Consider the following 23,822-nt stretch of genomic DNA (forward strand, 5'->3'; position numbering starts at 1 on the left):
TTTGTTTTACAACATTCGTTATAAAACGATTATTGTTGACGTTTGTTTGTTCAGTTTTCAAAGAGCAATTGATTGGCCGCTCAACAAGCGACTTTATTAATTTAACACACCCAAACCTAAGAGTCAACTACTTTTTTATTTTCTTATTCATTGATTTCTCTCATGTCGAAGTGACGTTTATTAATATACCAAGATAACTATTATTCGTCAACAGTTTTTTTCACATTTTATATTTTTCATCCAACAGTTTACTTTCTGGCAGGATATATGCCAGACATTCTTTAGGGGAAGCCACTCTTTTAAGTAAAATAAATAAATTCTTATATCTTTCAACCATCGCCTTTTTCACAGCAAGATCAATTCTTTTATCTCCTAAATCTAATAAAATTTCATCCAATTCCCTTTTTATTAGATATTCAATCTCTTTTATTTCCTTTTTATTTAATAATAATCCAATCATTACTAATCCTCCTGCTGCATCCATATTTTGGTCTCTGTATTATGTACTAGTTTTTCTTTTTTTATAAAAGTTTTGTCATTATTTTTTTCTTTTCAACATAAATATGAGACGAGCAGTAAAGTGGACGAGGTGACAAACAGATGAATATTTTCTATGTTCTTAACAGTAAATCCTTAAAACAAATGGCATTGATAGTTGTAGTATCCTTCTTCACAGCCTGGTTTTTGTATGTGGAAAATATTGTCCAAATCCCTGTATTTTCTTCAAAGGATGGACCAAAGGCTGTTTATAAAGGGGAAAAGGGAGTTGCACTCACCTTTAATATTGGATGGGGTGACAAAAAAGCAGAACCAATTCTTGATATCTTGAAAGAAAAGAAAGTGAACGCAACATTTTTTCTTGCTGGTTCATGGGCAGAAAGGCATCCTGAATTAGTCAGCAGAATGGTAAAGGAAGGACATGAAATTGGAATACTAGGTTATGACTATGTGGACTATTCTGAAGTAAAAGAAGAAAAAATTCGCCAAGACATATCTAAAGCAAAAACGGCATTTCAAAAATTAAAAGTCGAAAATATTTTATTAGCTAGAGCCCCAACTGGTCATTTCAGCCAATCTACCTTAACTATTGCAGACCAATATGATTATACATTAGTCCACTGGAGCATCGACTCTAAGGATTGGACCAATCCCGGAGCACAACAAATCATTAAAAAAGCTGCTTCAGCTAAAAAAGGGGACATTGTTTTATTACATGCTTCTGATTCTGCCAAACAAACTGCAAAAGCCCTACCAGAGATTATTGGTAAATTACAAAAAAAGAACTTAAAGTTTGTTACTGTTTCAGAAATGATCTCCAACGCTGATTCCAAATCGAAAGAAGTACATTAAATCAAAAAAGCTGTGCCTTAAGTTAGAGGGAATCGATTGAATAAAGATCGAGAAACTCTTTTAGGGTCAGTTTTTTTCTTTCTTATTTCATTATCTTTTCCTTACCATCAGGAATAAAAATTCAAAAAGAATCCATTCTACTTAATAGATATCTTTAATGAAAGAGGTAATTATCATGCTAAAAAAAGGGATTACCCTCCTGTTAGTCATTTCTTTATTAAGCGGATGCTCAGAAAGTGAAAATTCTCAACAAATGGACTATGATCAAACGAAAAAAATGATTGTGGATATATTAAAAACAGATGAAGGGAAAAAAGCTATTCGTGAAGTAATGAACGATGAAGAAATAAAACAAAACTTGGTTATGAATGAAAAAGCAGTAACAAACACAATAGAAAAAACACTTGTTTCTGACAAGGCGGCTGAATTTTGGCAAAAGAAATTCAAAGATCCTGAGTTTGCTGAAACAATGGCAAAAAGCATGAAATCCGAAAATGAAAAATTGATCAAAGACCTAATGAAGGATCCAGGATATCGGAAAATGATGGTCGAGTTGCTGCAAGATCCTTCACTAGAATCAGAAATGAAGAACATTTTAAAAAGCACAGAATATAGAGAGCATGTAGAACAAATCCTCCAAGAAACAATGGAAACACCTGAATTCAAGTCCAAATTTAAAGAATTACTAGATAAAGCTGCGAAAGAAGCCTCTTCCTCTTTATTATCTGAAGAAAATAAAATATAAAAAGAGGCTGGGACATAACTAGCCTCTAATAAAGAGAAAGGTGAATTTGAGGGGACTCAAATTCACCTTTCTCTATTTTTTCATGTTAATTCTTCTATTATCTTAGTTAATGGCAGTGATTTTTCTTAAATTCACTGCCATTAACGCAAGACCCATTTCGTTTTCCACCTTCGATTTTCCTCGTACAGAAAATCGAGTGAAACGTAAATTAGCCTTCAAGAATCCAAAAACTGGTTCCACATCGGTTTTGCGTTTTCGATAGATGGCACTCGTTTTCTCTTCTGAAAGCTTCGCTCTCACATATTCTTTTTGCTGTTCCCATTTTTTGTTCACCATTAGTTTTCGATTGTTTCCTTCTTTTGCCTTGGTACATGATGAGCGGAATGGGCATCCTGAACAGTCTTCGCACTCGTAGATTTGAAACTCCTTTGGAAACCTGTAGCGTCCGTTCGGACAGAATGATATTGAAATTCTAAACGTTTCTGATTAGGGCATATATATGTATCGGTTTCTTGATCATATTCCCAGTTATCAGGATTAAATGTATTTTGTTTGTACTTTTTCTTTTGTTCCTTCAAAAACATGTTATATGTTATCAGTGCTTCTCGGTTTCTGTTTGAGAGAATATCACTAAAGTTTTGTTCACTACCATAACCTGCATCTGCAACAATATGTTTCGGTAACTCGAAATAATGTTGCTCTATCTCATCTAAAAATGGAATTAACGTACGTGTATCTGTTGGGTTTGGAAATAAACTATAAGCAAGCGCATATTGACCTTCAGTTGCGATTTGTACATTGTAACCAGCTTTCAATTGCCCGTTTTTCATATAATCATCTTTCATTCGCATAAATGTCGCATCTAGATCTGTTTTAGAATAGCTATTACGTGGTCCAAAGATTTTAAGATCCTGTTGGTACTTCCGTTTTCTCAAGACAAAATCAATCAACTGTTTACGCACTTGTTTCGGGTATTTTCGTTCACTTCGTAAGGCTTTTCGTTCAGTAACGTCTGAAGATGCTTCAATTTGTTTATCATATTCGGTCACTACTTCTTCTACTTTTTGAACCATTTGAGTGAGCTCTCCAAATGATAACTGTTCATCACTTTCCCGTTCAATTTGGGGGATGATTTCGTTCTCAAGCAACTCATTGTACAACTGGTTTGACTTATCGATTAAACTCTGATGAAATTTCTCAATCGCTTTCTTCCAGACAAACGTAAATTTATTCGCATTCGCTTCAATCTTTGTACCATCGATAAATATCGCTTCTTGATCGATCAGTTTTTCTTTAATCAATTGGCAGCGAAATTGGATAAAACATTGACGGATTAAATCTTTTACTTCTGGTTGAACACGAAATCGGTTAATTGTACGATAGCTTGGTTCATACCCTTGAGCTAACCACATCATACGGATACTGTCTTTTAATAGGGCCTCCATTTTACGCCCCGAAAAGACAGATTGAGTGTAGGCACATAGAATAATTTTAAGCATCATGCGTGGATGATAGGCAGGACAACCTTCATTTCGAAGAAATGGTTCAAACGCTTCTTGAGGGATACTTTCCACTAAATGATGGACATGGAAGGCAATATCATTATTTTGTAACTTTACTTCTAAATCTAAAGGTAAAACGATTTGATTCATGGTATAATCTTTAAACATAAGGACACTTCTTTCTGATTAGATTTTGTGTGGTAACTTAATTTTATCAGAAGTTGTCCTTATTTTTTATTGTAAATAAGCAAAACGGTGAAATTTTACTTGTCGTAAAATTTCACCGTTTTTTTCGTCTTAGAGGAGGGTTTTGTCCCAGCCTCTTTGCTATCAGCAGTTAGTTTTCTACTCTATCTACTGCCATCTCTAACACTTCTACTATTTGTTCAGCAATCCCCTTATATCTTTCACCAATAGGATGCGTTTCTTTATAGACGGATGGAGCAAAATCCTCTTCATTCCAATCTGGCTGCCCCAATGGCAGTTCTCCAAGTAAGGGTACCTCCAAATCCTTTGCTAATTTCTTTCCTCCCCCCTTGCCAAACACATATTCCTTTTCCCCTGTTAAACGGCTTTCAAAATAAGACATATTTTCTATGACACCTAATATCTCATGTTCTGTTCTTAATGCCATCGCTCCAGCACGTGCTGCAACAAACGCAGCAGTTGGATGAGGTGTTGTTACGATAATTTCTTTACTTGTCGGCAGCATAGAGTGGACATCTAGGGCCACATCACCTGTTCCTGGTGGTAAATCTAATAGGAGATAATCAAGCTCTCCCCATTCTACTTCATCCATAAAGCTTGTCAGCATTTTACCAAGCATTGGCCCTCTCCAGATAATAGGCGTATTATCTTCAACAAAGAATCCCATCGAAATAACTTTAACCCCAAAACGCTCAACCGGAATAATACGCTCCTTTATTACTTCTGGTCTATTCGTGATCCCCATCATATCTGGAACACTAAAACCATATATGTCAGCATCCAGTAACCCAACTTTTTTCCCCATCCTTGCTAAAGAGACAGCTAAATTTACGGAAACCGTTGATTTTCCTACTCCACCTTTCCCACTAGCAATGGCAATATAAATTGGCTTCTTCTCTTCAGATTCTGTTTCCTTTATTATTTCCTCTACAAGCGCACTAGATAATTCCGTAAAACGTAACCCAACACTTTCTACTCCTCTTTCTTTAAGCGCGCTGACAATTTGATTTTGCAACTCGATTTGATAGGCGGAACCAAGCTTTGCTACAGCAACCTTTAAACTGGCATGCCCTTTTTCTTCATTCCATTTGACATCTTTCACTGCGCTCAGTTCAAGCAATGATTTATGTAAAAAAGGATCGATCATATTCTCCACTATCTTCTCAATTTCTTCTTTTGTTATCATGACGCAATCCCCTTTCCTATTTTTACTAACAGTATAGCATAAAAATAGTTATCGTTTACATTCTGAAGATTCAAACGTTATTACCAGCATTTATTTCCCGGGAATAGAATCGACAAAAATAAGAATAGAGACATGATTCGTCTCTATTCTTGAATTTCAAGTTCCTCTTCATTTGTAAAAAAGCGATTAACCCCTTTATAAATAGACGCTGCTATTTTCTCCTGATAGTCTTCTTTCATAAGCTTTGCCTTTTCTTGTGGATTTGATAAGAAACCTACCTCCACTAGCACTCCTGGTCTCTCGGCATATTTAAGTATGTATACACTCTCCAGCGTTTTTGCCTTTCGGGTAGTATTCTCTAAGTTATCAATTAATTCGTCTTGAATAAACTTGGCAGCTCTATCGTTTCCTTCTTGCTTAGAGGAATAGAAGGTTTGTGCTCCACTCCATTTCGATGAAGGGATAGCATTTAAATGAATACTCAAGAATAAATCCGCATCCGATTTATTGATAATGCTTATTCTTTCTTTTAAATCCTCAACTTTTCGATTGCGATAGCCTTTCGTACTTTCACTAGCCAAATCCTTATCCACTTCTCTTGTCATGATGACTAACGCTCCTTGCTCTTGCAGATAATCTCGAAGCTTTAAGGAAACGCTTAAGGCAATATCCTTTTCCAATACCTCATTATCCCCTGCACCACCATCAGGCCCGCCGTGTCCAGGATCAATAATGATTACTTTTCCGGTTAATGGCAAATTCCAGGCATCCCATGAATCATCATTTGAGAAATCAAGTTGCAAAATAAAGAAAAGGAGTGCTAGTCCTAGGATATATATACTTATTTTCCACTTTTTACTCACAGTTAACCTCATTCCCCCCTATGCCCGTCCTTATTCATACTATATGGAGGAATACGAGGTTTTAGAACAGCAAGTCCTTCTTTCAGGTCATAACAAAAAGATGGCATCCTCATGCCATCTTTTAATGTAAGCGAAGCTTTCTTCTCTTATTCGCTTTCATATAACCTTCCAGCCACCATTCATCAACAAATTGTTCGCATAAATAGTAAAGGGATTCATTTTTATTGCTTTCCTCACTGCCCCAATAAAGAAGAAAATGATAAAGTGTTTCTTTTAAATGAACATCTTCTTCCTTGCATCTATTTTTTATAGCTTGAATTTCTTCGCCATATTCACTAAATTTACTGTAATTCGCTCCTAAAAGAAAGGCCTCTATTGCCACATCATAACATGCCTCTTCTATACCACTGTTCATTAAGATACTAGAAGTAAGGTTAGAGGAGCCAAAATAGTGAGCTACCTTTTCTTTTAATTCTTTAACGGATATTTCCTTAAGAACTGCTCTTTCATATTTTATTTGTTTCTCGCGTTTTTTTATATCAAAGCTTGTAATGACTGCCAATTGATTTCACCTCTTGCTGTTATTTTTCAACCAACAAGATGAGACGATACTAGTCTAACAAACCTTTTAGCATCCAATTAAAAGAATAGTTGCTATTTCAGTGCTTTCTTACCATTTTCATCTTCGTTGTTCTCTATATAACCTTTTACATGTATGTCACGCAGTCGCTTATTATACCAATGATAAAATTCACTAGCATCTGAAGCTGGAACATCGATTAAATCCGTTTGCTCAATCGGCTGCGATCGATTGATGAATTCAATAGTGGCAAGACCAAAATTCCTCTGTAACCGGGATCTCTTCACATTAACTTCCATAACCTTTGCTCTTTTTGTCAAAATTAATGTTGATTGCAGGGTCCCCTTCTTCACTTGAATAAATTCTTCATTTTGGATGTACCTGCTATTAAAGTAATCCAATACTCTCAACAAATAAATCCAAATAAACAATAATATCGCTATATACCATATCTCTGGCTTCCAATAGACAAGACCAATTGCTGCGATTATCCCAAAATAACTAGGTCTAAGCAGTCTGGCATATAGAGCTTTCTTAGGCAGCTTCTTCATTTGCTTTTTCAATCGATACGCCGGCAGAATCTTTTCTATGATTTCATATGATTGGTCCACTGGCATATATGGGAACAAGGAGTTTACCTCTAAATCTTCATCCCCGATATCCCCGGCACTCACCAATTTCACCTCAGCTATTTTCAAAAGTCTTTGCATTGGAAGTTGGATCACTTTCACCGCCTGCACTTTCTCCTTTTGAATGGAAAAGGACGTTTCGGAAACTAGTCCTTTTTTTATATAAATCTTATCCTTATCAGAGGTTATTTGAAAACGGCCATATTTCCAGAAGGTCACACCAAGACCAAATAGAACCCCTATAATCAAAAGAGCAATGCTTACGCCAATTATCATCCAGATATGATCCAATAGATAAGTAAGAACCTTACTTGTCTCCACTTCCATTTGAAAGATTGATTCTATATTGGAGAAAAAAGAAATTAATAATGGAATTAGCGCTAAAAAGCTCAAAGAAGAAAAAGAAGCCTTCACTAAGTCTCTTCTTGTTACCTGAAAATGAACCGTTCTTTCGCTTCCAGCAACTGTTTTAGCTTCTTCTCCGTCTCCTGCTGAGACATTTTCCGGTTGATGGATATAAGACTCTAACCAATCTGCCTCTTTCTTGCGAATAACTGTTAAAGGTATAGAACTAGAATCTCCGGTCTCTCCTGTTTCCAATGTTAAGGAAGTTAGGTGGAGCCCTTTATGAAAAACAGAGGTGTGTCGATGTATATTTTGAATTTTATAAAAGGGGATTACTCGATGCGACTTTGTAAAAACCCCAGACCTTATATGTAGCGCTTCCTCTTCTACTGAATAAGTATGTGTAAACCAATCCAGTATGATGCTAAGAAGCTGCACAATTGCATAGAGGAGAAAGAGAACTTGGAATATCTTCATATACATTTTTTCAGATCCAAAATGTGACACAAATAAAATAATAAATAAGAAAAAATTACTTTTTACAAATCCAACTATATCAAAAACTATTTTAATCGGATGCTGCCGCTTCCTGATACCTTCCATTACTCCACTTCCTTAATCTTTGCAAAATGAGCAATTTGATCACGTAAACGATAAGCCTCTTCCTTTGGAATGGCAGGAATTTCATGCGAAGTGCCCATCGTCCCCACCGTTATGGAATATAATTGATATTTCCTTTGCAGTGGTCCTTGTGTTAATTCAACCGACTGTACTTTTGTCATCGGGATTAATTGATGATTCTCGACCATTACTCCCCATTTCAGTTGAATAAACTCTTCACTGACGTCATAACGCCAATAACGCTGTTTTAATGGCGGTGCAATAAAAATTCCCCATAATGCCGCCAAGATTGTTAATACGCCAAGACCTATAATGATTGGACCTATCCACGCCTTCCATGAAAAATAAAAATAGAGGAAGTAGCAGACACCCAATACCACAAGAATCGTACTATTAGATATCACCTCCGATATCCGCCATACTTTCACAGCCTCTTTAGATACTTTTTTTGTTGGTTCAGGGATAGAAAAATACATGTAAACACGCTCCTTAAATATTCTACTTATCTACGTTGCTTTAATGAAAAAAGTTTCCTCCAATGACAAAAAAATCTCCTTTTTCAAGGAGATTTCTTTATCATATTGACCTATGACCACGCATCCAAGCTTTTAGCTCTGTAAGAGAAGGAGTCTCATCCTCTTACTGCCACATAATTTCTTATCGTAACATCCTCGTATTTTTTTTCAAAGGGAGAGAAGAAAATGATAAAGTACTTAAAACTTATAGCTATACTTGCGACAATGTCATTTATTCTCATAGCCTACAGTAATGATAAAAGTAAAATCAAGAGCAACTCGGAAAATAGCTCTATAGAAGAAAAACAGAATAACTCAGATGAGGATGACAACCAAGCAAGTGAACCAGATGATACAACAGCTGAGTCAGAAGGGAATAAAACCGACAGTAATAAGTTTAACGATAAACCTTCAAATAATAATAGTTCTAATAATCAGCCAGAAGAAAAAAAAGGGTAGTATATTATCTGCCTATTCATTGAGTATGCTCGCGTTTGGTTACAACTTATTAAAAAGGGGGATATTGAAGAATTACGCGTTCAGCATATTGCAGCTGGAGAACCAGCAAATCCTTAGGGTGAGAATAGTGTCCAATATCTGAAAGACATTATATCGTTATCAGGGAAAACAATGGCTGATGGTGCCATCACATACAGTGGGAATGAAGATGGCACTATCAATTATATGATATTCCTTCCCATTAGCCGAGTGCAGAACAAATAAAAGAACCTATGCAGGAATATACGAAAAACATTATTGAGTATCCAAAGGAAATCTATATTCAACCTGGTAATGACGAAGAAGTCGAAAAATTGATTAAAATAATTAAAACTGAATTCTAAAAGAATCCACTGATAATAGAATACTCTATTCACATACACGCAACCCTGTTCTGTCTACTTGTTTCCCGGTAATTAAAGTAGATAAGAACGGCAAGTTGCGTGCTAGCATTTAGCATTCCGAATGTATTAAAACTAACTTTAATTTAATAAATTTGCAGTAATGCTGCCCTTTAAAGGGAGGTTAACCCTTCTTATATCAACGCACTCGTTTGTTAAAGTGGAAATCTCTATAATTATAATTAGTTGCCGACTTTTAAAAGTTCCAATCTAAATTCCTCCTCTAAATCGGCTAGCCTCATTAACTTCTCCGATATACCTTTCCAATCTTTATTTAAAGACATAGAATGACACATCCCAAGAACCTTAGCCTGTTCAATCTTCAACTCTGATAGACGTGAATGCCTATCTTTAAAATACACTGCATAATCGTTGGCTCTTCTTGCACTTAATTGGAAAAGGAAGAATGTTGTATGCCCTATAGTATCAGCTGTAATAGGGGCATTTAATAACTGATCCGCATAAAAACAAATTGCTTCCCTTCCAATTAACCCTATATCCGCTTTTTCGAATTCCCGATAAGTTCTCTTAAAGTAATCAATTGCTCTCTCATATATTTCGTTATTGTCTAATGTGACAACCTTTTTTGCTGTAGACCAATATTTATTGATTCCCTTCCTATATGGAATCCCTTCCGCCATCCAAGCCTTCTTAAATTGGTCCAGTGATAATGGAACAAATGGAAAGCCAGCTGGATCTTGTACATAAATATTTTTATTATCCATTTGATAAGCTAGCACATAATGGTCTGAACCATGTAAATTTTTATGATTCGGATGGTATGTTAGCTCCCCCATATCTAAAGGGCCTAGAATGACAGGGTTTTGTTTGATTTGCTTTTTTAACAACGTAAATGAGTCATCTAAGTCACTAGCTTGCTGATGCTCTTCTGCAGTAAATCCAAGGATGTTTAGAGCATAATTGATACCATCATCGGGATCTCTCATACTAAAAAAAAGGTTTTTTTCATTTTCTATCATGGCACCTAATCCAACACCAGTTAATACTTCTACAAGTTGAGGAGATACATTTTCTCCTATTGATGAAAGAAACATTGCAGTTGAATTTGAATAACAGTAATGGCCATTTCCTATATACATTAACATCACCTCCGAGTAGATAAGTTGATCTTACAATTTTGAAAATTGAAAAACAACATCAAACGTTATAATATTTCTTCTGTATATCTTTTGTTTTGCCTTCTCGTCAAACTTCTTCGAGCTGTATACTTATACAATCTTGTATCGATAAAAATAAGGAAACTTCAGTATGAGAAACGGGATGCAACATGGAGAACTGCTAGCAATACAACCATAGTTAGACATTTAATTAGTTCTACTTTTGATATCACTTCGTTAAAAACACAAAATTCAAAATTAATGTTTCTATTTGCCCATGATATAGATATTACATATGTATCGAAACGTTTAGGACACAAAAATATTCAAACCACACCAAAATTATTATTTGGAATTAATGCAAAAAAGCACCAGCAAGCTGCTATATAATTATAACTGTGTCGGCATCCGGTAAATTCGCAGAATTATCACTTGATTTTGTTAAAAGTTTGCGAGGATATAAATTCTTAATAACTGGTAATCAGGACAAGAGTATAAAAATTGCTTATGAAAATATATTTTATATAAGCAAAAATAGCATTTCAAATGACTATCTTAGTATTTATGGAAAATATGGTATTACCTATATTTTAGATTTAATTTCTATGCAATATTTATTTTTATATGCTTAATTGATTTATTAATAATAAAACCTCCTTGTAATAAGTTTTCTGACAAGAAAATTTGGCTACAAGGAGGTGATAAGTATCCTATATTCAATTACATTACATGACTTTTTAAACTACTATACGAAGAATCTTAAATTCAGCCATTATGATTGTAACAAAATGCAAGTTTTTTATTTAATAGATACGGTCTTAGATAAGCAACCGTACTGCATAATGGTAAAACATCATTACTCAATTTAATTCCAAGGAAATCATTAATATATTCTTTTCTTTTTTGAATCCTCATCCAAAGTTCAGGATAACTTTTTCTTATATCCTCTTTTAATGCATCGTCAGCTAGTGCAATTGTACTTTCAGCTGATACTCCATCATATCCAGCGACACGTGGTATTATATCAGTTTGAAAAATCATTCCGCTTTTAATAATTTCATCCGAGTTCTCATAAATCGGAGAGGCCAGCCACTCTTCATCAGCCGTCAAGTGTCCTGGGCATAGCTCCCAATGAAACACTTCTTTAGGAAGAACAGAATTAATAAAGCTATACATGTCCCCACCAGACATCCCAATTCGAATATTCTCAAGCCATGCTACAATAGCAGTGTAATAAGGAGCAGCTAAGTCTTCTACATAATTTTTTTTACTTTCTGGTAACTCAGAGCGTTCCATAACAGCATATCCTGCCCTACTGGATAATCCTCCTTTGTATCCCACAGTTAAAGAAATGGCATCTCCTTTCGTCACCTTTTTAGACATAGGGTATAAATTTCCCTTTTCAAATCTTTTACCCGTGGATGCTATCGTCACTACACTATTTCTTTGGCCTAAATCATTCAGTTCTTTACCTAGTTCCATTTCAGAGACACCAACATCTAATTTATTTATAGTACGCAAGATGCAATCCGACGCAAGAGATGCTCCAAACTCATAGTGTGCTATTTCATTTGCATTATTCACTCTCCGTACTCCACGGTTTCCAGCAATGAAAATATCTGTTCTATTAGTTAGGGAACCCTCCTTCCCAACAATATCTCTGATCGTATCCACAATAAAAGAAGGTGTATCAAAGAAATTTCGATTATTCTCAACTTTACTTGTGAAGTGCTTCCACCCCACTAAACCAATTTTCATCGATTCTCGGATTCCTGCTTTAAGAAAGACGCTTGAAAATGGAGTATCTGGTTCCATAGGCTGATTCGGTAAGGAAAAGTGCGGGCAATGTATTCCTTGGGCTGGAATTCTAGAGTATTGTGCCTTATTAAAGTTTTCATTTCCTAAGATTAGAAAGGCATTGCCTTTAGAGTGAAGAACCAATATAGCTTCTTCAAATCTTGGAACAAATCCCACTAAATATTCAAAGTTCCCACCATGTTCAAGATCTGCATATACCAATAACGCATCAAGCCCATCCATTCTCATCTCTTGCAATACATTTTCATATCTAGTCTTTATCGTTTCATCATCGATTAATAACGGTTCTCTACTGCAATCAGGCATTGGTGCTTCGATTTCTCTCAACTGTACATTTCTTGATTTATACTTCATATGTATATCCTTTCTCCATTTACTTTATTAGTAACAGTAAGTTTCTACTATAATACATTTTGCATATTCAATCATGCCCCGCTGCATGTCCATTTATCTACCATTTATTTTTTATTATTAAAAGTGACTATTTACTGTAACTGCCAAGATTGTCTCTTTAACTATAGTAATCTTTCCTGCCTATAAAAAGAGACCTTTTTGACTTCAATCAATACCTACCCTTTCCGCTACTTCCGGCTTAGCATTTGAATGCCAAATTAGACGCATGCCCTTGCCATCTTCATCGCTCTGAAACTCAAGTTCTGTAGCCGTTTGTTCCTCATAGTAGCATGTTGATGATAATGGCAGTAACTTTAGCAACATCCCATTTTCCATCCTCATATATAACTTGCCCTGCTCTACAAATACATCTAAATCAGAAGGATCTCCCTGTTCATTTGCAAATCTGTATTTTCCAAGCAATATCTCAGCATTTTTCAGATCAAGTGGAATGATTATCTTACTCTCTAAAGGCTTTGGTACCGTGTAAGCCTCCCCGCTCATAATCTGTTCAATGCTATTTACCAGCTGCTGTGTATAAGCATGATCCCGCTCGCCATTTTGCAGCATAATCAATGTGATATCACGCTCAATATAACGTTTAAACAATGTCGAGTATCCTGGCCAACCTCCACTGTGGTGGACGCTTTTCCCAAATCGCTCATCATCCTCGAGCAGCCAACCCATTCCATAATCAAATGACTCACCATTATTCATCATAACTGGAGAAAAAATCAACTGGCGCACGATCGGACTAATAAAATTATCATCATATAGGGCCATATCCAGTCGCAATAAGTCATCAGCAGTACTGTTGACCATCCCATCTCCTTGTAACCCATCTAAATATTTTACATAATTCAGTTCCGGAATATCATCAGGCAATACATATCCATCATGTTCAATTCTATAAACATACCCAAAAGCGTAATCATTTGGAACATCCCTTAGATCGACTCGACGATTATAGACCAGCGTTCGCTTCATCCGGAGAGGTTGAAAGATTTGTTCGTCCAAAAAGTCGCCGTAACTCTGACCACTTATCCGCTCTATGAGGATAGCTAGCAAAATATAACCAGTGTTGCTGTACAGCCAGTGCTCATTAGGAGCAAACAACGGCTCTGGCTGATGCTCAATCAGCATACGCAACACATCCTCATTGCAAGCATAACGCATAGGATCCCATTTCTTTGCAAATAACTCCATATAATCAGGTAAGCCCGATGTATGACAGAGTAAATGACGTACTGTAATTCCTGGATACGGCAGTTCAGGAATCCAGTTAGCTATCGGATCATCCCAATCCAATTTCCCCTGTTGCTGCAAAAAGACAATACCTAGAGCAGTAATTGGTTTGGAAACAGAGGCCAGCTCGAACATAGAGCCTATCGTCAAGCGGCGGGCGCTACTATCATTGTATTCCGCTATCCCTATCGCTTCACATAACACTTTTTCCCCTTGAACAGCTACAAGAACCACACCATTGAAAATTTCTTGCTTTTTAACCTCTGTAAATAATGATGTGAATTGCTGCACCAACTCTTCTTTTTTCATTATTTTTCCACCTCAATTTATAATGATTTAAACAATTTGTCGCCTTCTTCCCGGGTCACACTCCACGAAATCGTCCATTATTCCGTTTTAAGTATCAGCCGTCTTTACAATTTTAGCTCTCCTTGTTCAGACATCATATATTTCGAAAAATAATGTTCCATTGCCTTGTCCAGCCAAGCGCTCTCCTTTTCATTGAAAGGCATCTCCACTAAATGCTCAAGTTTGGCATAATGCTCCTCATCCAAATTTCTTAAATTATCCATTGCCTTCTGATCAAAATTTGCCAGCGCCCAATTCACATATGCACAGATCACCGCCTCGGCCTCCTCCGAATCGATCGGACCTTCTGATAACCGTCTTACTGCTCGGGAGAATTGAACAGTTTTCGCATCCATTTTCGTCTGCGCCTCCGCTGACCGCTCAAACAGGGTTTGTACTGTATAATCGGATAGATGGTTCTCCACCCACTCCCGTTGCAAGCTTTCTTGATTCATATTATGAATTAAACTGAACATTAGTGGATGATCCAGCTGCTTTTCAGCTTGAATGATTGCAATCAAACGTCCTATTAACTCAAGAGATTCTTCCATCTTAACAAGCTTTAATTCCAATGCCTGTTGTTGCAAACTCAACATCTCAACAAGTGATTGATCATATTGGGGGACTTTGAGCAGTTCACCTATTTGATTTAAACTAAAGCCAAGTGACTTCAAACTTAATATTTTCTGTAGTTCCACCATGTCCTCGAGTTTATATATCCGATGCCCACTTGCCTGTCTATGAGGTTTTATAAGACCCATCTCCTCATAATAATGTAGCGTTCTTACCGGTATTCCCGTCAATTCAGAAAATTTACCAACTGAATAAGTTTCCTTCATAAGAATCGCCTCCCTTTGTTCCCATTGTAATACCTACAGTAACTGTAGGTGCAAGCCTTAATCATCAAAATGTTCATCCTTAGCCGATTAGCTGGATTTAGCAAGGCTTGTTAGAAAAACTGGGAGTCTAGAGACTCGGTAAGATTCGGTTATCTTTTCTAGCAGTATGGGATTATTGCGTTTATCGTTGTCCATATGTTATTTCACGTAATATGGTATCCATGGGATAAAGTACACAACTCATTAATCCAACTGATATCCACCTTGTCACTTTTTGGAAAGCGAAACAGACTCGTGCTTATATTTTTTCAGTGGCCTCAATGAGAGATGTATTCGGACTGAACAAATGAAACGTGAAAGGCTCCTGTCCAAATAAGAGGTCTATTCGACCGGAACTAGTGAAACTTTTAAGAACCTAGTCCGAATAAGCTCCCAATTCGACCGGAACAAATGAGGTCTGCAAGAGTTCAATCCGATTAATAGCACCAATATAAAACAAACTGCCGGAACCAACATCAGTTGCTTTCTACCCAGACAGGAGATAAGTTGCATATTGGATTTTTTTATTGATCCCAATCGAAGAAAAATACATGAATTTCTGCAGTCATCTTGTTTACCATCTACTAAATCATCAACTGTTGAAAGAGAGAAAGGCTTGGATGAGATCATTGCTGTCAGTAAAAAAATGATCCTGCCAAATAAGGAGCGATACAGGAACATTGATGGAGAGCTCCTTAAGAACAATGTAACTAGATAACTATTTTTTAACTTTTAGTATGGAAACTCCTTAACAAGTCTCTCTTTGCATTCATTCACTTGTATAGTGATCGCCTTTCAACAAGTGGACATTAAAAACAATATTAATGGGTCAGTCCCCCGATTCTCTAACTATGCAGAGCGGGAGACTGACCCTTATTATTTATCTTCCCTTAACATATACTCGTTTCCATCTTGGTCATAAAATACGAACATATTTCCATATGGCATTTTTAATAACTCATCCACTTTTATCCCCTTTTGCTTCATATCCTCATAAGCCGCTTCAATATCAGCGGTACTGAAGAGAACAGATGGATGAGCAACTTTAGAGGGCTGTTGCTTCTCCATTAATGATTTAGAATAAAGGATTAACGTAGTAAATTCATCTTCATTAGGACCGACTTCGATCCACGTCGCATTAGGCCCCATCGGTTGTTCTAGCTTTAATATAAAGCCAAGCTTTTCTATCCAGAACGATTTTGCTTGTTCTTGGTCTTCTACATAGATGGTGATTTTACCAATTTTATTAATCATATAAATCTCCTCACTTACCTAAATTCTGAATCCCTGAAACGCTATTTTCAAGCTTTTGCATAATTTCTTCATCAGTTATCTTTTAACTAGCGGTCTTGTTCTATACTGTTGCAGCTGTCCATAAATATTTCAGCTCACAAAAAAGCTTCCATCCTATATGGCTAACATGCCGTATCTTCACCGGCACGCCACCTATCGACGGTTTTGTGGATAAATTGTGCCAACCCCGTATCTTCCATCTTTATCGATTTTTTAATGCGAATGCAGCCTTTCCCGTAATTATAGCCCGCTAGTAAGGCCTCTGCATTTTCGATTTTTTCTATTGTACCCACATAGAGACTGACATAATGTTTTTGGGCATTTAATGCAAAAATATAGTTATCTTCTTTACCATAATTCAACATCTTATAGCGGATGACCTCTCCTAGTTCTGGTGCGTATGAAAAAATCATTTGTCGAATCGCGAGCAGTTTCTCTTTTCTCCAATCATCTTCAAGCATTTCCAAATATTCTTCAGCATTCTTTGCATCATATTGCATGTTAAAGTTTCACCCCTGTATTTATGTTCTATTTTACTACTAACGTGTTCAGTTTAGTTTTTTTCATCTCTAGGTCATTCTATATCCATTAAAAATTTAAAGTCAGGCATTTAAAAATTCCTTTAACTATTCTTCGTTAAAGTGGTTAAACCGCGGAATTACAATCATGCTATAGCTTTCTAACTTGCATTATTGTCATGCTCTTTTTTTCATATATCACAACGGTTAAAATGGACACAAGAACGATCGCAGCATTTGCAGCAATAGTTCCCATCCAGGTCATCGTCATGGTGCCAAAGATAGGGGATGCTGCATTGAACATGGTGTGGAATAATACGGACATAAAGACAAAGCCTTTTCCTGAAATTTTGTAGATTGCCCCGTGGAAAAATCGAAAGGCCATGAGTTGAACTACAAACATCCAAAAGTTAATGAGCCCTTCACCATGATTCGTCCCCGGAATGAAGAAAAGAGGGATGTGCCATACAGTCCATATAATTCCGGTAAAAACAGAAGATAAAACAAAGCCGTATTTTTTGTCGAGTTTAGACTGCAATATGTACATCCAGCCAGCTTCCTCCAAGCCACCAATAATAAGATTACCAGGAAGTGAAAGAAAAAACGTATAAAATGGCAGCATCATTTCTAGGCGGTCTGAAACTACAATATGGATCAAGAAATACAGTGCAAGCCCTGCAACAACAAACAAATAGACAAATATGTTGTTTCTGACGTAGAAAACAGTTTTCAACCATTCCTTAAAATCAGCTATTTTTTTATTTTTCTTTAAAACGACATACGAAGCAATTGCAGGCGACAAAATATAGATTGCAAAAGGAATATTCATTAAGAATTGCTTGAATGTGTGAACCCAATTGTAAACCGAATATCCAAATGGTTCAAGAACAATCAAAGCACCAGACACAAAATAGGCTATGCTAAAAGTCAGTAGCGTAAATTGTACTGTGGTTTTTTTATCTATCATGGTATCTTCACCTCACATTATAGAGTATATTTTTTAAGGATTACACTTAATCTAGCATCAATGTGAATTAGCTTTTTTGTATTTACAAATTTTGAATTTAGCCTTGAATCCCAAAAGCTGCCTCTGTTGTCGTAAATTTAAGAAATCTAAATTTCGATTCAGCCTTTCCTTTACTTAAGAACAGTCAATCTTAATTCTGACCATAACATTTTTTCAATACTTCATCCTCCAAAAAATTTGCTCTCGCCAATTAAAGTTACCCTCTCAGTGTCTTTAAAGTAACAAACCCAATCTTTGAAATTATGTTCCAAGTATGTGAAGATATGAATGATTGGATGTAATAAAAAATATTTCTTTAAACCCCTGATTACAAAACATAGTATTAAACATGTTCTAGGGTACTCCGCTCTATAAATGAGGTAAGTGTGCAATGAGCAGAAAATCTACTTTGTTCCTTATATCTTTGATAAGATCACCTGCAGCACACCATTTACATTCAAAATATACAATGGACTCTCATGGTTAACAATATCCCTTCCTCATTCCATGCTCTTTAACATTGATAAACTGCAGTGGTTGATCCCCCATAAAAACTCATAACTATTATTCATCTCGCTCAATTGCGCCTCCCATTAAGCTCTAATATAACACTTTTCTCAATTTCATTATAATAATAAAAAAAGTCTGTGGTTCAAAAATGGAACAATTTGAGACTAATTTTATCCATTTGTCCAATTTATACAGAAACAGCGCAACTCTCGTTCTAAATAATTCTTCATTTTTCAATAAAAATTGGGCAATAATCTAGTTTAATGAGGAGTAAGGTGGAAAATTACAATCCATCGTTTCGCTGGAGAAAAATAATAGTATATAGTCTGAGGTTCATGAAGGATTCTGTTATGAGGTGTCATCAAATATAATAACAGACAACTTTTAGACATAAAAAAACTCCTTCCACCGAAGTGAAAAGAGTCTTTGAACCCCATTGATTAACGTTTTGAGAACTGAGGTGCACGACGAGCGCCTTTAAGACCGTATTTTTTACGTTCTTTCATACGAGCGTCACGAGTTAATAATCCTGCGCGTTTTAATGTTGGACGGTATTCAGGATCTACTTGAAGTAAAGCACGAGCGATACCATGACGGATAGCGCCAGCTTGACCAGTATAACCTCCACCGTTAACATTTACTAAAATATTGTAGCTTCCAGTTGTTTCAGTAGCCACTAATGGTTGTTTAACAACTTCGCGTAAAGCTGCAAACGGGATATAATTTTCGATTTCACGACCATTGATGATGATTTGTCCGTCACCTGGAACTAAACGTACACGAGCAACAGAGCTTTTACGACGACCAGTACCGATATATTGAACCTGTGCCATTTGTTTTACCTCCCTTTATTAATTATCCACGAAGTTCGTAAACTTCTGGTTGTTGAGCTTGGTGCGGATGTTCGCTACCAGCATATACGTGTAATTTTCTAAACATTTGACGACCAAGAGAATTCTTTGGAAGCATACCTTTGATTGCAAGTTCTAACATTTGCTCTGGATATTTAGTACGCATTTCTAAAGCAGTTCTTTGCTTTAATCCACCTGGGTGCATAGAGTGACGGTAGTAAATTTTGTCAGTTAATTTTTTACCAGTCAATTCAATTTTTGAAGCATTTAAAATAATTACATGATCACCAGTATCCACATGAGGTGTGAAAGTTGGTTTATGTTTACCACGTAGAATTGATGCAATCTCACTAGCAAGACGCCCTAAAGTTTGGCCTTCAGCATCAATCACGTACCATTTACGATCAACATTGTTTGAATTAGCCATAAACGTTGTACGCATGAGTTTCCCTCCTGAAATGTTAAAGTTATAGTTTGTTTTAAAATATAAATGTCTGTTCTTACGTCTATATGTTCACACAATTAAGTTCCGGGGCTTAATGTGGGTTTAAAATACATACCATATTATGATATATCCTAGAGTAGCATATGTCAAGGGAATGTTACACCAGGTTTAGTTGTTATGAGAAAAAAATCTTTTTTTCGTGACTTTTACTCAAAGAACAACACTTTTTACTTATAAGAAAAGGATTCCTTGGTCACTTTCTGTACTCTTTTTGGAAAAGGAGGAAAGCATTAGTCTCCTCTCCCCAGCGTCGCAAGAATCATGGTTTAATACCATACCTTCCAAAGATACAATCCATTTGCAGAGGCTGTTTTTCCTGCTGCCTTTCTATCCTTTTTCTCTAAAATTACGGGAATATCTTGTGGTAACTTTTTCCCTCTTCCTACATCTAATAAGGTACCGACCATAATCCGCACCATATTATAAAGGAATCCATTCCCTTGGAAAGAAAAAATTAACATATTGTCTTCCTCTGTAAGCTTTACTCCAGTAATCGTTCTTACTTTTCTTTCTTTGTCTGTTTTAGCAGAGCAAAAACTAGTAAAATCATACTCTCCAATAAAATAACTTAGTGCTTCCCTCATCGCCTCCATATTTAGAGCATATGGATAATAATAGGCATAATTACGTTTAAAGGGATCTCTCCGCTCTCCTAATTGAATAAAATAGCGATACTCTTTCGCCGTTACATTATATCTGGCATGAAAGGAGTCGGGTACTGTCTCTGCATCTGCAACCACAATATCGTGAGGTAAAAGAGTATTTAGGGCAATCGGCCACTTATCTGCAGGTATATCAAGAGAGCTATCAAAATGAATAACTTGTCCCTTTGCATGTACGCCAGCATCCGTTCTACCCGAAGCTTGAATCTTTACTTCTACTCCTTTATGGAGCTTTTTTAAAGCCTTTTCGATTTCCCCTTGTATGGTTCGATCCTTTGGCTGGATTTGAAACCCACTATAATTCGATCCATCATAGCTAATTGTACATTTATATCTTTGCATTGCATTCTCCATTATGTTCTTAACACAAACAGCATAGCTGTTATTAGTAACAGAATAATAATCATTATGGTATCAATAGGATTCCAGATTAATTGGCGGTATTTCGTTCTTCCTTCTCCACCTTGATAGCCACGTGCCTCCATCGCAATAGCAAGCTCCTCTGCTCTTTTAAAGGAATTAACAAATAAAGGGATCAATAAAGGAATAATTGCTTGTACACGGCTTTTAATGGAGCCACTAGAGAATTCTACCCCTCTTGCCATCTGAGCCTTCATAATCTTTTCTGTCTCATCCATTAAAGTCGGAATAAATCGCAAGGAGATAGACATCATAAGCGCCAGCTCATAAACAGGAAATTTCACCTTTTTTAGTGGACCTAATAATGTTTCAATTGCATCCGTTAACTCAATTGGCGTAGTTGTCAGCGTAAGCAAGGATGTCATGATAATGAGCAAGAAGAAGCGAATAGAAATGAGAATCCCCATTCTAATACCTTCTTTATAAATCGTAATCCATCCCCATTCAAACAATAGCTCTCCATTCTTCGTGAAAAAAATATGCAAAATAAACGTAAAAATAATTAACCAAAAAATTGGCCTCAGTCCTAAATAAATGTACTTAATCGGTACATTGGAGATGGCGACTAAAGTACCTACATATACAATCAATAGCAAATAGCTCCAAATATTATTAGCCAAAAATACAATACAAATAAATAGGAAAACAAGTAGTAACTTGGAACGAGGATCCATTCTGTGTAATGTAGAATCAACGGGAATAAAACGCCCTATAATCATTTTTCCCATTAACTGCTCCCTACTTTCTTCTGAAGATACACTGCTAACTCATCCGTAAAATCTTCCATGTTTAAGTGAACCCGTTCCATCTTCATTCCGAATTTTGCTTCTACTTTCTTTTGGAATCGTACAACTTCAGGAACATTCAATCCAATAGCAGCTAAATCCTCTGCTTCTTTAAAAATTTCTATTGGAGTCCCTTGACGATGAACTTTCCCTTTATTCATAATGACTATTTGATCTGCATAATGAGCAGCATCCTCCATACTATGTGTAACTAGAACAGTCGTTAAATTTCGCTCTTTATGAAGCTTATAAAACATATCCATAATTTCTCGTCTGCCTCTTGGATCTAAGCCAGCTGTCGGCTCGTCTAATACAAGTACATCTGGTTCCATAGCCAGCACACCAGCAATAGCTATTCTTCTCATCTGACCGCCTGATAAATCAAACGGAGATTTCATAAGAAAATCTTCCGACAATCCTACCTCACTTAATGCCTTCACAGCTCTGATCTTTGCTTCTGATTCAGGAATACCAAAATTGAGAGGACCAAAACAGATATCCTTTTCTACTGTTTCTTCAAACAACTGTTGTTCTGGAAACTGAAAAACAATGCCCACTCTTTGCCGGATACTCCGTAAGTTCTTATGTTTCTGTCCACCCTCAAGTATACGGTCACCTATTACCACTTTCCCTTTAGACGGGGTTAAAAGAGCATTAAGATGCTGTAAAATGGTAGATTTACCTGAACCAGTATGACCTATAACGGCAACATAGCTTCCAGAAGGAATATTAAAACTTACATCCTCTATCGCCAAGCGCTCAAACGGAGAATTTTCCTGGTAACGATACTCTACTTTTTGAAGTGAGATGTCCATATGCCTGTCACCAACTCTTCTTCTGTTAAATATATTTCCTCTAATGAAATACCTTTGTTTATTAAGCTTTCTCTAACCTTAATAGTAAAAGGTATATCTAAACCTATTTCAACAAGTTCCTTCTGCAGTTTAAATATTTCCTTAGGACTACCTTCCTTATATACCCTACCCTTATTCATTACGATAATCCGGTCTGCCTTAGCAGCTTCATCTAGGTCATGAGTAATCGAGATAATGGTCATATTTTCTTTTTGCAGCTCTCTCATAATATCAAAGACTTCTTCTCTTCCCTGAGGATCAAGCATAGAGGTAGCCTCATCTAATATGATAATTTCAGGTTTCAATGCAATTATTCCTGCAATAGCAACTCTCTGTTTTTGTCCTCCAGACAGATGGTGCGGCTCTTGATCAAGAAAAGATAACATCTTTACTTTTTCCAAAGAACGCTCTACTCTTGTTACCATCTCACTTCTTGGAACAGCGTTATTTTCTAAACCAAAAGCCACATCATCCTTCACCGTTGTACCAACAAACTGGTTATCAGGATTCTGGAATACCATTCCTACCTTTTTCCTTATGTCCCAGACAGACTCCTCCGTTATCGGAATACCATCGATGACTATAGAACCTTCATGAGAGTATTGTAATCCATTTAATAACTTCGCTAACGTAGATTTACCTGAACCATTATGTCCAACTATCGCAACCCACTCACCAGCGTTTATATGAAAAGAAACATGATTAAGGGCAAATTCTGTCTGCTCCTCATATTTAAAAGATACATCTTCTACCTTTACTAAAATCTTTTGGTCCATTACATTCCCACCATTTACCTGCCAGATATTGTTGATTATAAATAAAGTAAAATTACTACATTCCTATTAATGATTATCAACCTGCATGTAATAACCCACTGAAAATATTTCAATTTTTTATTCTAACTCATTGTTAAAGCAAGATAAAAAAATAAACTCGCCAATTGGGCGAGCTTTGAATTGGTTTAACATAAGATTATTTGTATAATCTTTGATATCCTTTTTCTATGCTTGTTAAATATATCTTATGGTATTCCACTTCTTAGCACCCTGCAGTTCTAATAAAACATGAAAAAAGCCCGCACCTCTTTCTAACGATTTAAATCCAAAGAAGAGGTGCACGAGCTAGACGAGTCATTAAAAAAGATAAATGCTCATCATAACACTCTATATTGGCTTG

General features: G+C 36.3%; 23 protein-coding genes and 1 pseudogene. 4 read left to right on the top strand and 20 right to left on the bottom strand.

Annotated elements, in window-relative coordinates:
• Positions 1–220: 220 nt before the first annotated feature.
• Positions 221–460 carry a hypothetical protein gene (locus NSQ89_RS22050; RefSeq protein WP_047943748.1) on the bottom strand — a complete coding sequence of 80 codons (240 nt, stop codon included), beginning with the start codon at positions 458–460 and terminating at the stop codon, positions 221–223.
• Between the two features lie 140 nt (positions 461–600).
• Here NSQ89_RS22050 and pdaB point away from each other — a divergent pair, with 140 nt between their 5' ends.
• Positions 601–1,350 (top strand): polysaccharide deacetylase family sporulation protein PdaB, encoded by a 750-nt coding sequence (pdaB, locus tag NSQ89_RS22055; RefSeq protein ID WP_047943747.1) that lies wholly within the window; start codon positions 601–603, stop codon positions 1,348–1,350.
• Positions 1,351–1,525: 175 nt separating this feature from the next.
• Entirely contained in the window at positions 1,526–2,095 is a 570-nt protein-coding gene (gene gerD, locus NSQ89_RS22060) for a spore germination lipoprotein GerD (protein ID WP_047943746.1), read from the top strand.
• Positions 2,096–2,197: 102 nt separating this feature from the next.
• On the opposite strand, the pseudogene NSQ89_RS22065 reads toward gerD, so the two are convergent.
• The 6 genes and pseudogenes from NSQ89_RS22065 to NSQ89_RS22090 form a co-directional block, all read right to left on the bottom strand.
• Positions 2,198–3,765 (bottom strand): annotated as a pseudogene (locus NSQ89_RS22065) (IS1182 family transposase).
• A gap of 169 nt (positions 3,766–3,934) precedes the next feature.
• Positions 3,935–4,990 (bottom strand): P-loop NTPase, encoded by a 1,056-nt coding sequence (locus NSQ89_RS22070; RefSeq protein WP_047943745.1) that lies wholly within the window; start codon positions 4,988–4,990, stop codon positions 3,935–3,937.
• 143 nt (positions 4,991–5,133) lie between these two features.
• Positions 5,134–5,853 (bottom strand): N-acetylmuramoyl-L-alanine amidase CwlD, encoded by a 720-nt coding sequence (gene cwlD / locus NSQ89_RS22075; RefSeq protein WP_095259490.1) that lies wholly within the window; start codon positions 5,851–5,853, stop codon positions 5,134–5,136.
• Between the two features lie 121 nt (positions 5,854–5,974).
• Positions 5,975–6,415 carry a DUF2521 family protein gene (locus tag NSQ89_RS22080; RefSeq protein ID WP_047943744.1) on the bottom strand — a complete coding sequence of 147 codons (441 nt, stop codon included), beginning with the start codon at positions 6,413–6,415 and terminating at the stop codon, positions 5,975–5,977.
• A gap of 92 nt (positions 6,416–6,507) precedes the next feature.
• Positions 6,508–8,010 carry a PH domain-containing protein gene (locus tag NSQ89_RS22085; RefSeq protein ID WP_341133315.1) on the bottom strand — a complete coding sequence of 501 codons (1,503 nt, stop codon included), beginning with the start codon at positions 8,008–8,010 and terminating at the stop codon, positions 6,508–6,510.
• Positions 8,010–8,504, bottom strand: a complete 495-nt coding sequence (locus NSQ89_RS22090; protein WP_061800903.1) for a PH domain-containing protein — start codon at positions 8,502–8,504, stop codon at positions 8,010–8,012. Before NSQ89_RS22090 ends, NSQ89_RS22085 begins: the two co-directional genes overlap by 1 nt.
• A gap of 225 nt (positions 8,505–8,729) precedes the next feature.
• Here NSQ89_RS22090 and NSQ89_RS22095 point away from each other — a divergent pair, with 225 nt between their 5' ends.
• Entirely contained in the window at positions 8,730–9,002 is a 273-nt protein-coding gene (locus tag NSQ89_RS22095) for a hypothetical protein (protein ID WP_341133316.1), read from the top strand.
• 622 nt (positions 9,003–9,624) lie between these two features.
• Here NSQ89_RS22095 and NSQ89_RS22100 read toward each other — a convergent pair.
• The 4 genes from NSQ89_RS22100 to NSQ89_RS22115 all read right to left on the bottom strand — a co-directional run bounded on the left by NSQ89_RS22100 (position 9,625) and on the right by NSQ89_RS22115 (position 15,203).
• On the bottom strand, positions 9,625–10,548 hold the full coding sequence (locus tag NSQ89_RS22100) for a BtrH N-terminal domain-containing protein (RefSeq protein WP_341133317.1): 924 nt from the start codon (positions 10,546–10,548) through the stop codon (positions 9,625–9,627).
• 777 nt (positions 10,549–11,325) lie between these two features.
• Positions 11,326–12,732, bottom strand: coding sequence for a M24 family metallopeptidase (locus NSQ89_RS22105; RefSeq protein WP_061800906.1), 1,407 nt, complete (start codon positions 12,730–12,732; stop codon positions 11,326–11,328).
• Positions 12,733–12,936: 204 nt separating this feature from the next.
• On the bottom strand, positions 12,937–14,325 hold the full coding sequence (locus NSQ89_RS22110) for a serine hydrolase domain-containing protein (RefSeq protein ID WP_061800907.1): 1,389 nt from the start codon (positions 14,323–14,325) through the stop codon (positions 12,937–12,939).
• 104 nt (positions 14,326–14,429) lie between these two features.
• Positions 14,430–15,203, bottom strand: a complete 774-nt coding sequence (locus NSQ89_RS22115) for a MerR family transcriptional regulator (protein ID WP_061800908.1) — start codon at positions 15,201–15,203, stop codon at positions 14,430–14,432.
• A gap of 553 nt (positions 15,204–15,756) precedes the next feature.
• Between NSQ89_RS22115 and NSQ89_RS22120 the strand changes: the two genes are divergently transcribed.
• The gene (locus NSQ89_RS22120) at positions 15,757–15,960 is read left to right on the top strand and encodes a hypothetical protein (RefSeq protein ID WP_061800909.1); all 204 of its coding nucleotides are present in this window, start codon (positions 15,757–15,759) and stop codon (positions 15,958–15,960) included.
• 158 nt (positions 15,961–16,118) lie between these two features.
• Here NSQ89_RS22120 and NSQ89_RS22125 read toward each other — a convergent pair whose 3' ends face one another.
• The 9 genes from NSQ89_RS22125 to NSQ89_RS22165 form a co-directional block, all read right to left on the bottom strand.
• Complete coding sequence (locus NSQ89_RS22125) at positions 16,119–16,496, bottom strand: VOC family protein (RefSeq protein ID WP_061800910.1); 378 nt, start codon at positions 16,494–16,496, stop codon at positions 16,119–16,121.
• A 161-nt stretch (positions 16,497–16,657) separates the two neighbouring features.
• Positions 16,658–17,035 carry an iron chaperone gene (locus tag NSQ89_RS22130; protein WP_047943738.1) on the bottom strand — a complete coding sequence of 126 codons (378 nt, stop codon included), beginning with the start codon at positions 17,033–17,035 and terminating at the stop codon, positions 16,658–16,660.
• A 169-nt stretch (positions 17,036–17,204) separates the two neighbouring features.
• Complete coding sequence (locus NSQ89_RS22135) at positions 17,205–18,020, bottom strand: CPBP family intramembrane glutamic endopeptidase (RefSeq protein ID WP_061800911.1); 816 nt, start codon at positions 18,018–18,020, stop codon at positions 17,205–17,207.
• Between the two features lie 989 nt (positions 18,021–19,009).
• Entirely contained in the window at positions 19,010–19,402 is a 393-nt protein-coding gene (gene rpsI / locus NSQ89_RS22140) for a 30S ribosomal protein S9 (RefSeq protein WP_047943731.1), read from the bottom strand.
• Positions 19,403–19,424: 22 nt separating this feature from the next.
• Positions 19,425–19,862: a 50S ribosomal protein L13 gene (rplM, locus tag NSQ89_RS22145; RefSeq protein ID WP_047943730.1), complete on the bottom strand. Its 438-nt coding sequence runs from the start codon at positions 19,860–19,862 to the stop codon at positions 19,425–19,427.
• Positions 19,863–20,191: 329 nt separating this feature from the next.
• A complete protein-coding gene (truA, locus tag NSQ89_RS22150) occupies positions 20,192–20,929 on the bottom strand; it encodes a tRNA pseudouridine(38-40) synthase TruA (protein WP_305781558.1) in 738 nt (245 codons plus the stop codon).
• Positions 20,930–20,940: 11 nt separating this feature from the next.
• Complete coding sequence (locus NSQ89_RS22155) at positions 20,941–21,735, bottom strand: energy-coupling factor transporter transmembrane component T family protein (RefSeq protein WP_047943728.1); 795 nt, start codon at positions 21,733–21,735, stop codon at positions 20,941–20,943.
• On the bottom strand, positions 21,735–22,607 hold the full coding sequence (locus NSQ89_RS22160) for an energy-coupling factor ABC transporter ATP-binding protein (RefSeq protein ID WP_047943727.1): 873 nt from the start codon (positions 22,605–22,607) through the stop codon (positions 21,735–21,737). The genes NSQ89_RS22155 and NSQ89_RS22160 overlap by 1 nt, the downstream gene beginning before the upstream one ends.
• The gene (locus NSQ89_RS22165) at positions 22,583–23,422 is read right to left on the bottom strand and encodes an energy-coupling factor ABC transporter ATP-binding protein (RefSeq protein ID WP_095259479.1); all 840 of its coding nucleotides are present in this window, start codon (positions 23,420–23,422) and stop codon (positions 22,583–22,585) included. Before NSQ89_RS22165 ends, NSQ89_RS22160 begins: the two co-directional genes overlap by 25 nt.
• Positions 23,423–23,822 lie beyond the last annotated feature (400 nt).

The sequence above is a fragment of the Niallia sp. FSL R7-0648 genome (genome assembly GCF_038007005.1).
GTDB classification, from domain to species: domain Bacteria; phylum Bacillota; class Bacilli; order Bacillales; family Cytobacillaceae; genus Niallia; species Niallia circulans.

What these genes read in the sequence shown, in the direction of transcription:
- NSQ89_RS22105 (WP_061800906.1), bottom strand. Translation starts at nt 12,732, where the DNA reads ATGAAGTATAAATCAAGAAATGTACAGTTGAGAGAAATCGAAGCACCA.
- gerD (WP_047943746.1), top strand. Translation starts at nt 1,526, where the DNA reads ATGCTAAAAAAAGGGATTACCCTCCTGTTAGTCATTTCTTTATTAAGC.
- NSQ89_RS22165 (WP_095259479.1), bottom strand. Translation starts at nt 23,422, where the DNA reads ATGGACCAAAAGATTTTAGTAAAGGTAGAAGATGTATCTTTTAAATAT.
- NSQ89_RS22130 (WP_047943738.1), bottom strand. Translation starts at nt 17,035, where the DNA reads ATGCAATATGATGCAAAGAATGCTGAAGAATATTTGGAAATGCTTGAA.
- NSQ89_RS22090 (WP_061800903.1), bottom strand. Translation starts at nt 8,504, where the DNA reads ATGTATTTTTCTATCCCTGAACCAACAAAAAAAGTATCTAAAGAGGCT.
- rpsI (WP_047943731.1), bottom strand. Translation starts at nt 19,402, where the DNA reads ATGGCACAGGTTCAATATATCGGTACTGGTCGTCGTAAAAGCTCTGTT.
- NSQ89_RS22085 (WP_341133315.1), bottom strand. Translation starts at nt 8,010, where the DNA reads ATGGAAGGTATCAGGAAGCGGCAGCATCCGATTAAAATAGTTTTTGAT.
- NSQ89_RS22100 (WP_341133317.1), bottom strand. Translation starts at nt 10,548, where the DNA reads ATGTTAATGTATATAGGAAATGGCCATTACTGTTATTCAAATTCAACT.
- truA (WP_305781558.1), bottom strand. Translation starts at nt 20,929, where the DNA reads ATGCAAAGATATAAATGTACAATTAGCTATGATGGATCGAATTATAGT.
- rplM (WP_047943730.1), bottom strand. Translation starts at nt 19,862, where the DNA reads ATGCGTACAACGTTTATGGCTAATTCAAACAATGTTGATCGTAAATGG.
- NSQ89_RS22050 (WP_047943748.1), bottom strand. Translation starts at nt 460, where the DNA reads ATGATTGGATTATTATTAAATAAAAAGGAAATAAAAGAGATTGAATAT.
- NSQ89_RS22135 (WP_061800911.1), bottom strand. Translation starts at nt 18,020, where the DNA reads ATGATAGATAAAAAAACCACAGTACAATTTACGCTACTGACTTTTAGC.
- NSQ89_RS22110 (WP_061800907.1), bottom strand. Translation starts at nt 14,325, where the DNA reads ATGAAAAAAGAAGAGTTGGTGCAGCAATTCACATCATTATTTACAGAG.
- NSQ89_RS22115 (WP_061800908.1), bottom strand. Translation starts at nt 15,203, where the DNA reads ATGAAGGAAACTTATTCAGTTGGTAAATTTTCTGAATTGACGGGAATA.
- NSQ89_RS22125 (WP_061800910.1), bottom strand. Translation starts at nt 16,496, where the DNA reads ATGATTAATAAAATTGGTAAAATCACCATCTATGTAGAAGACCAAGAA.
- NSQ89_RS22070 (WP_047943745.1), bottom strand. Translation starts at nt 4,990, where the DNA reads ATGATAACAAAAGAAGAAATTGAGAAGATAGTGGAGAATATGATCGAT.
- pdaB (WP_047943747.1), top strand. Translation starts at nt 601, where the DNA reads ATGAATATTTTCTATGTTCTTAACAGTAAATCCTTAAAACAAATGGCA.
- NSQ89_RS22160 (WP_047943727.1), bottom strand. Translation starts at nt 22,607, where the DNA reads ATGGACATCTCACTTCAAAAAGTAGAGTATCGTTACCAGGAAAATTCT.
- NSQ89_RS22155 (WP_047943728.1), bottom strand. Translation starts at nt 21,735, where the DNA reads ATGGGAAAAATGATTATAGGGCGTTTTATTCCCGTTGATTCTACATTA.
- NSQ89_RS22095 (WP_341133316.1), top strand. Translation starts at nt 8,730, where the DNA reads ATGATAAAGTACTTAAAACTTATAGCTATACTTGCGACAATGTCATTT.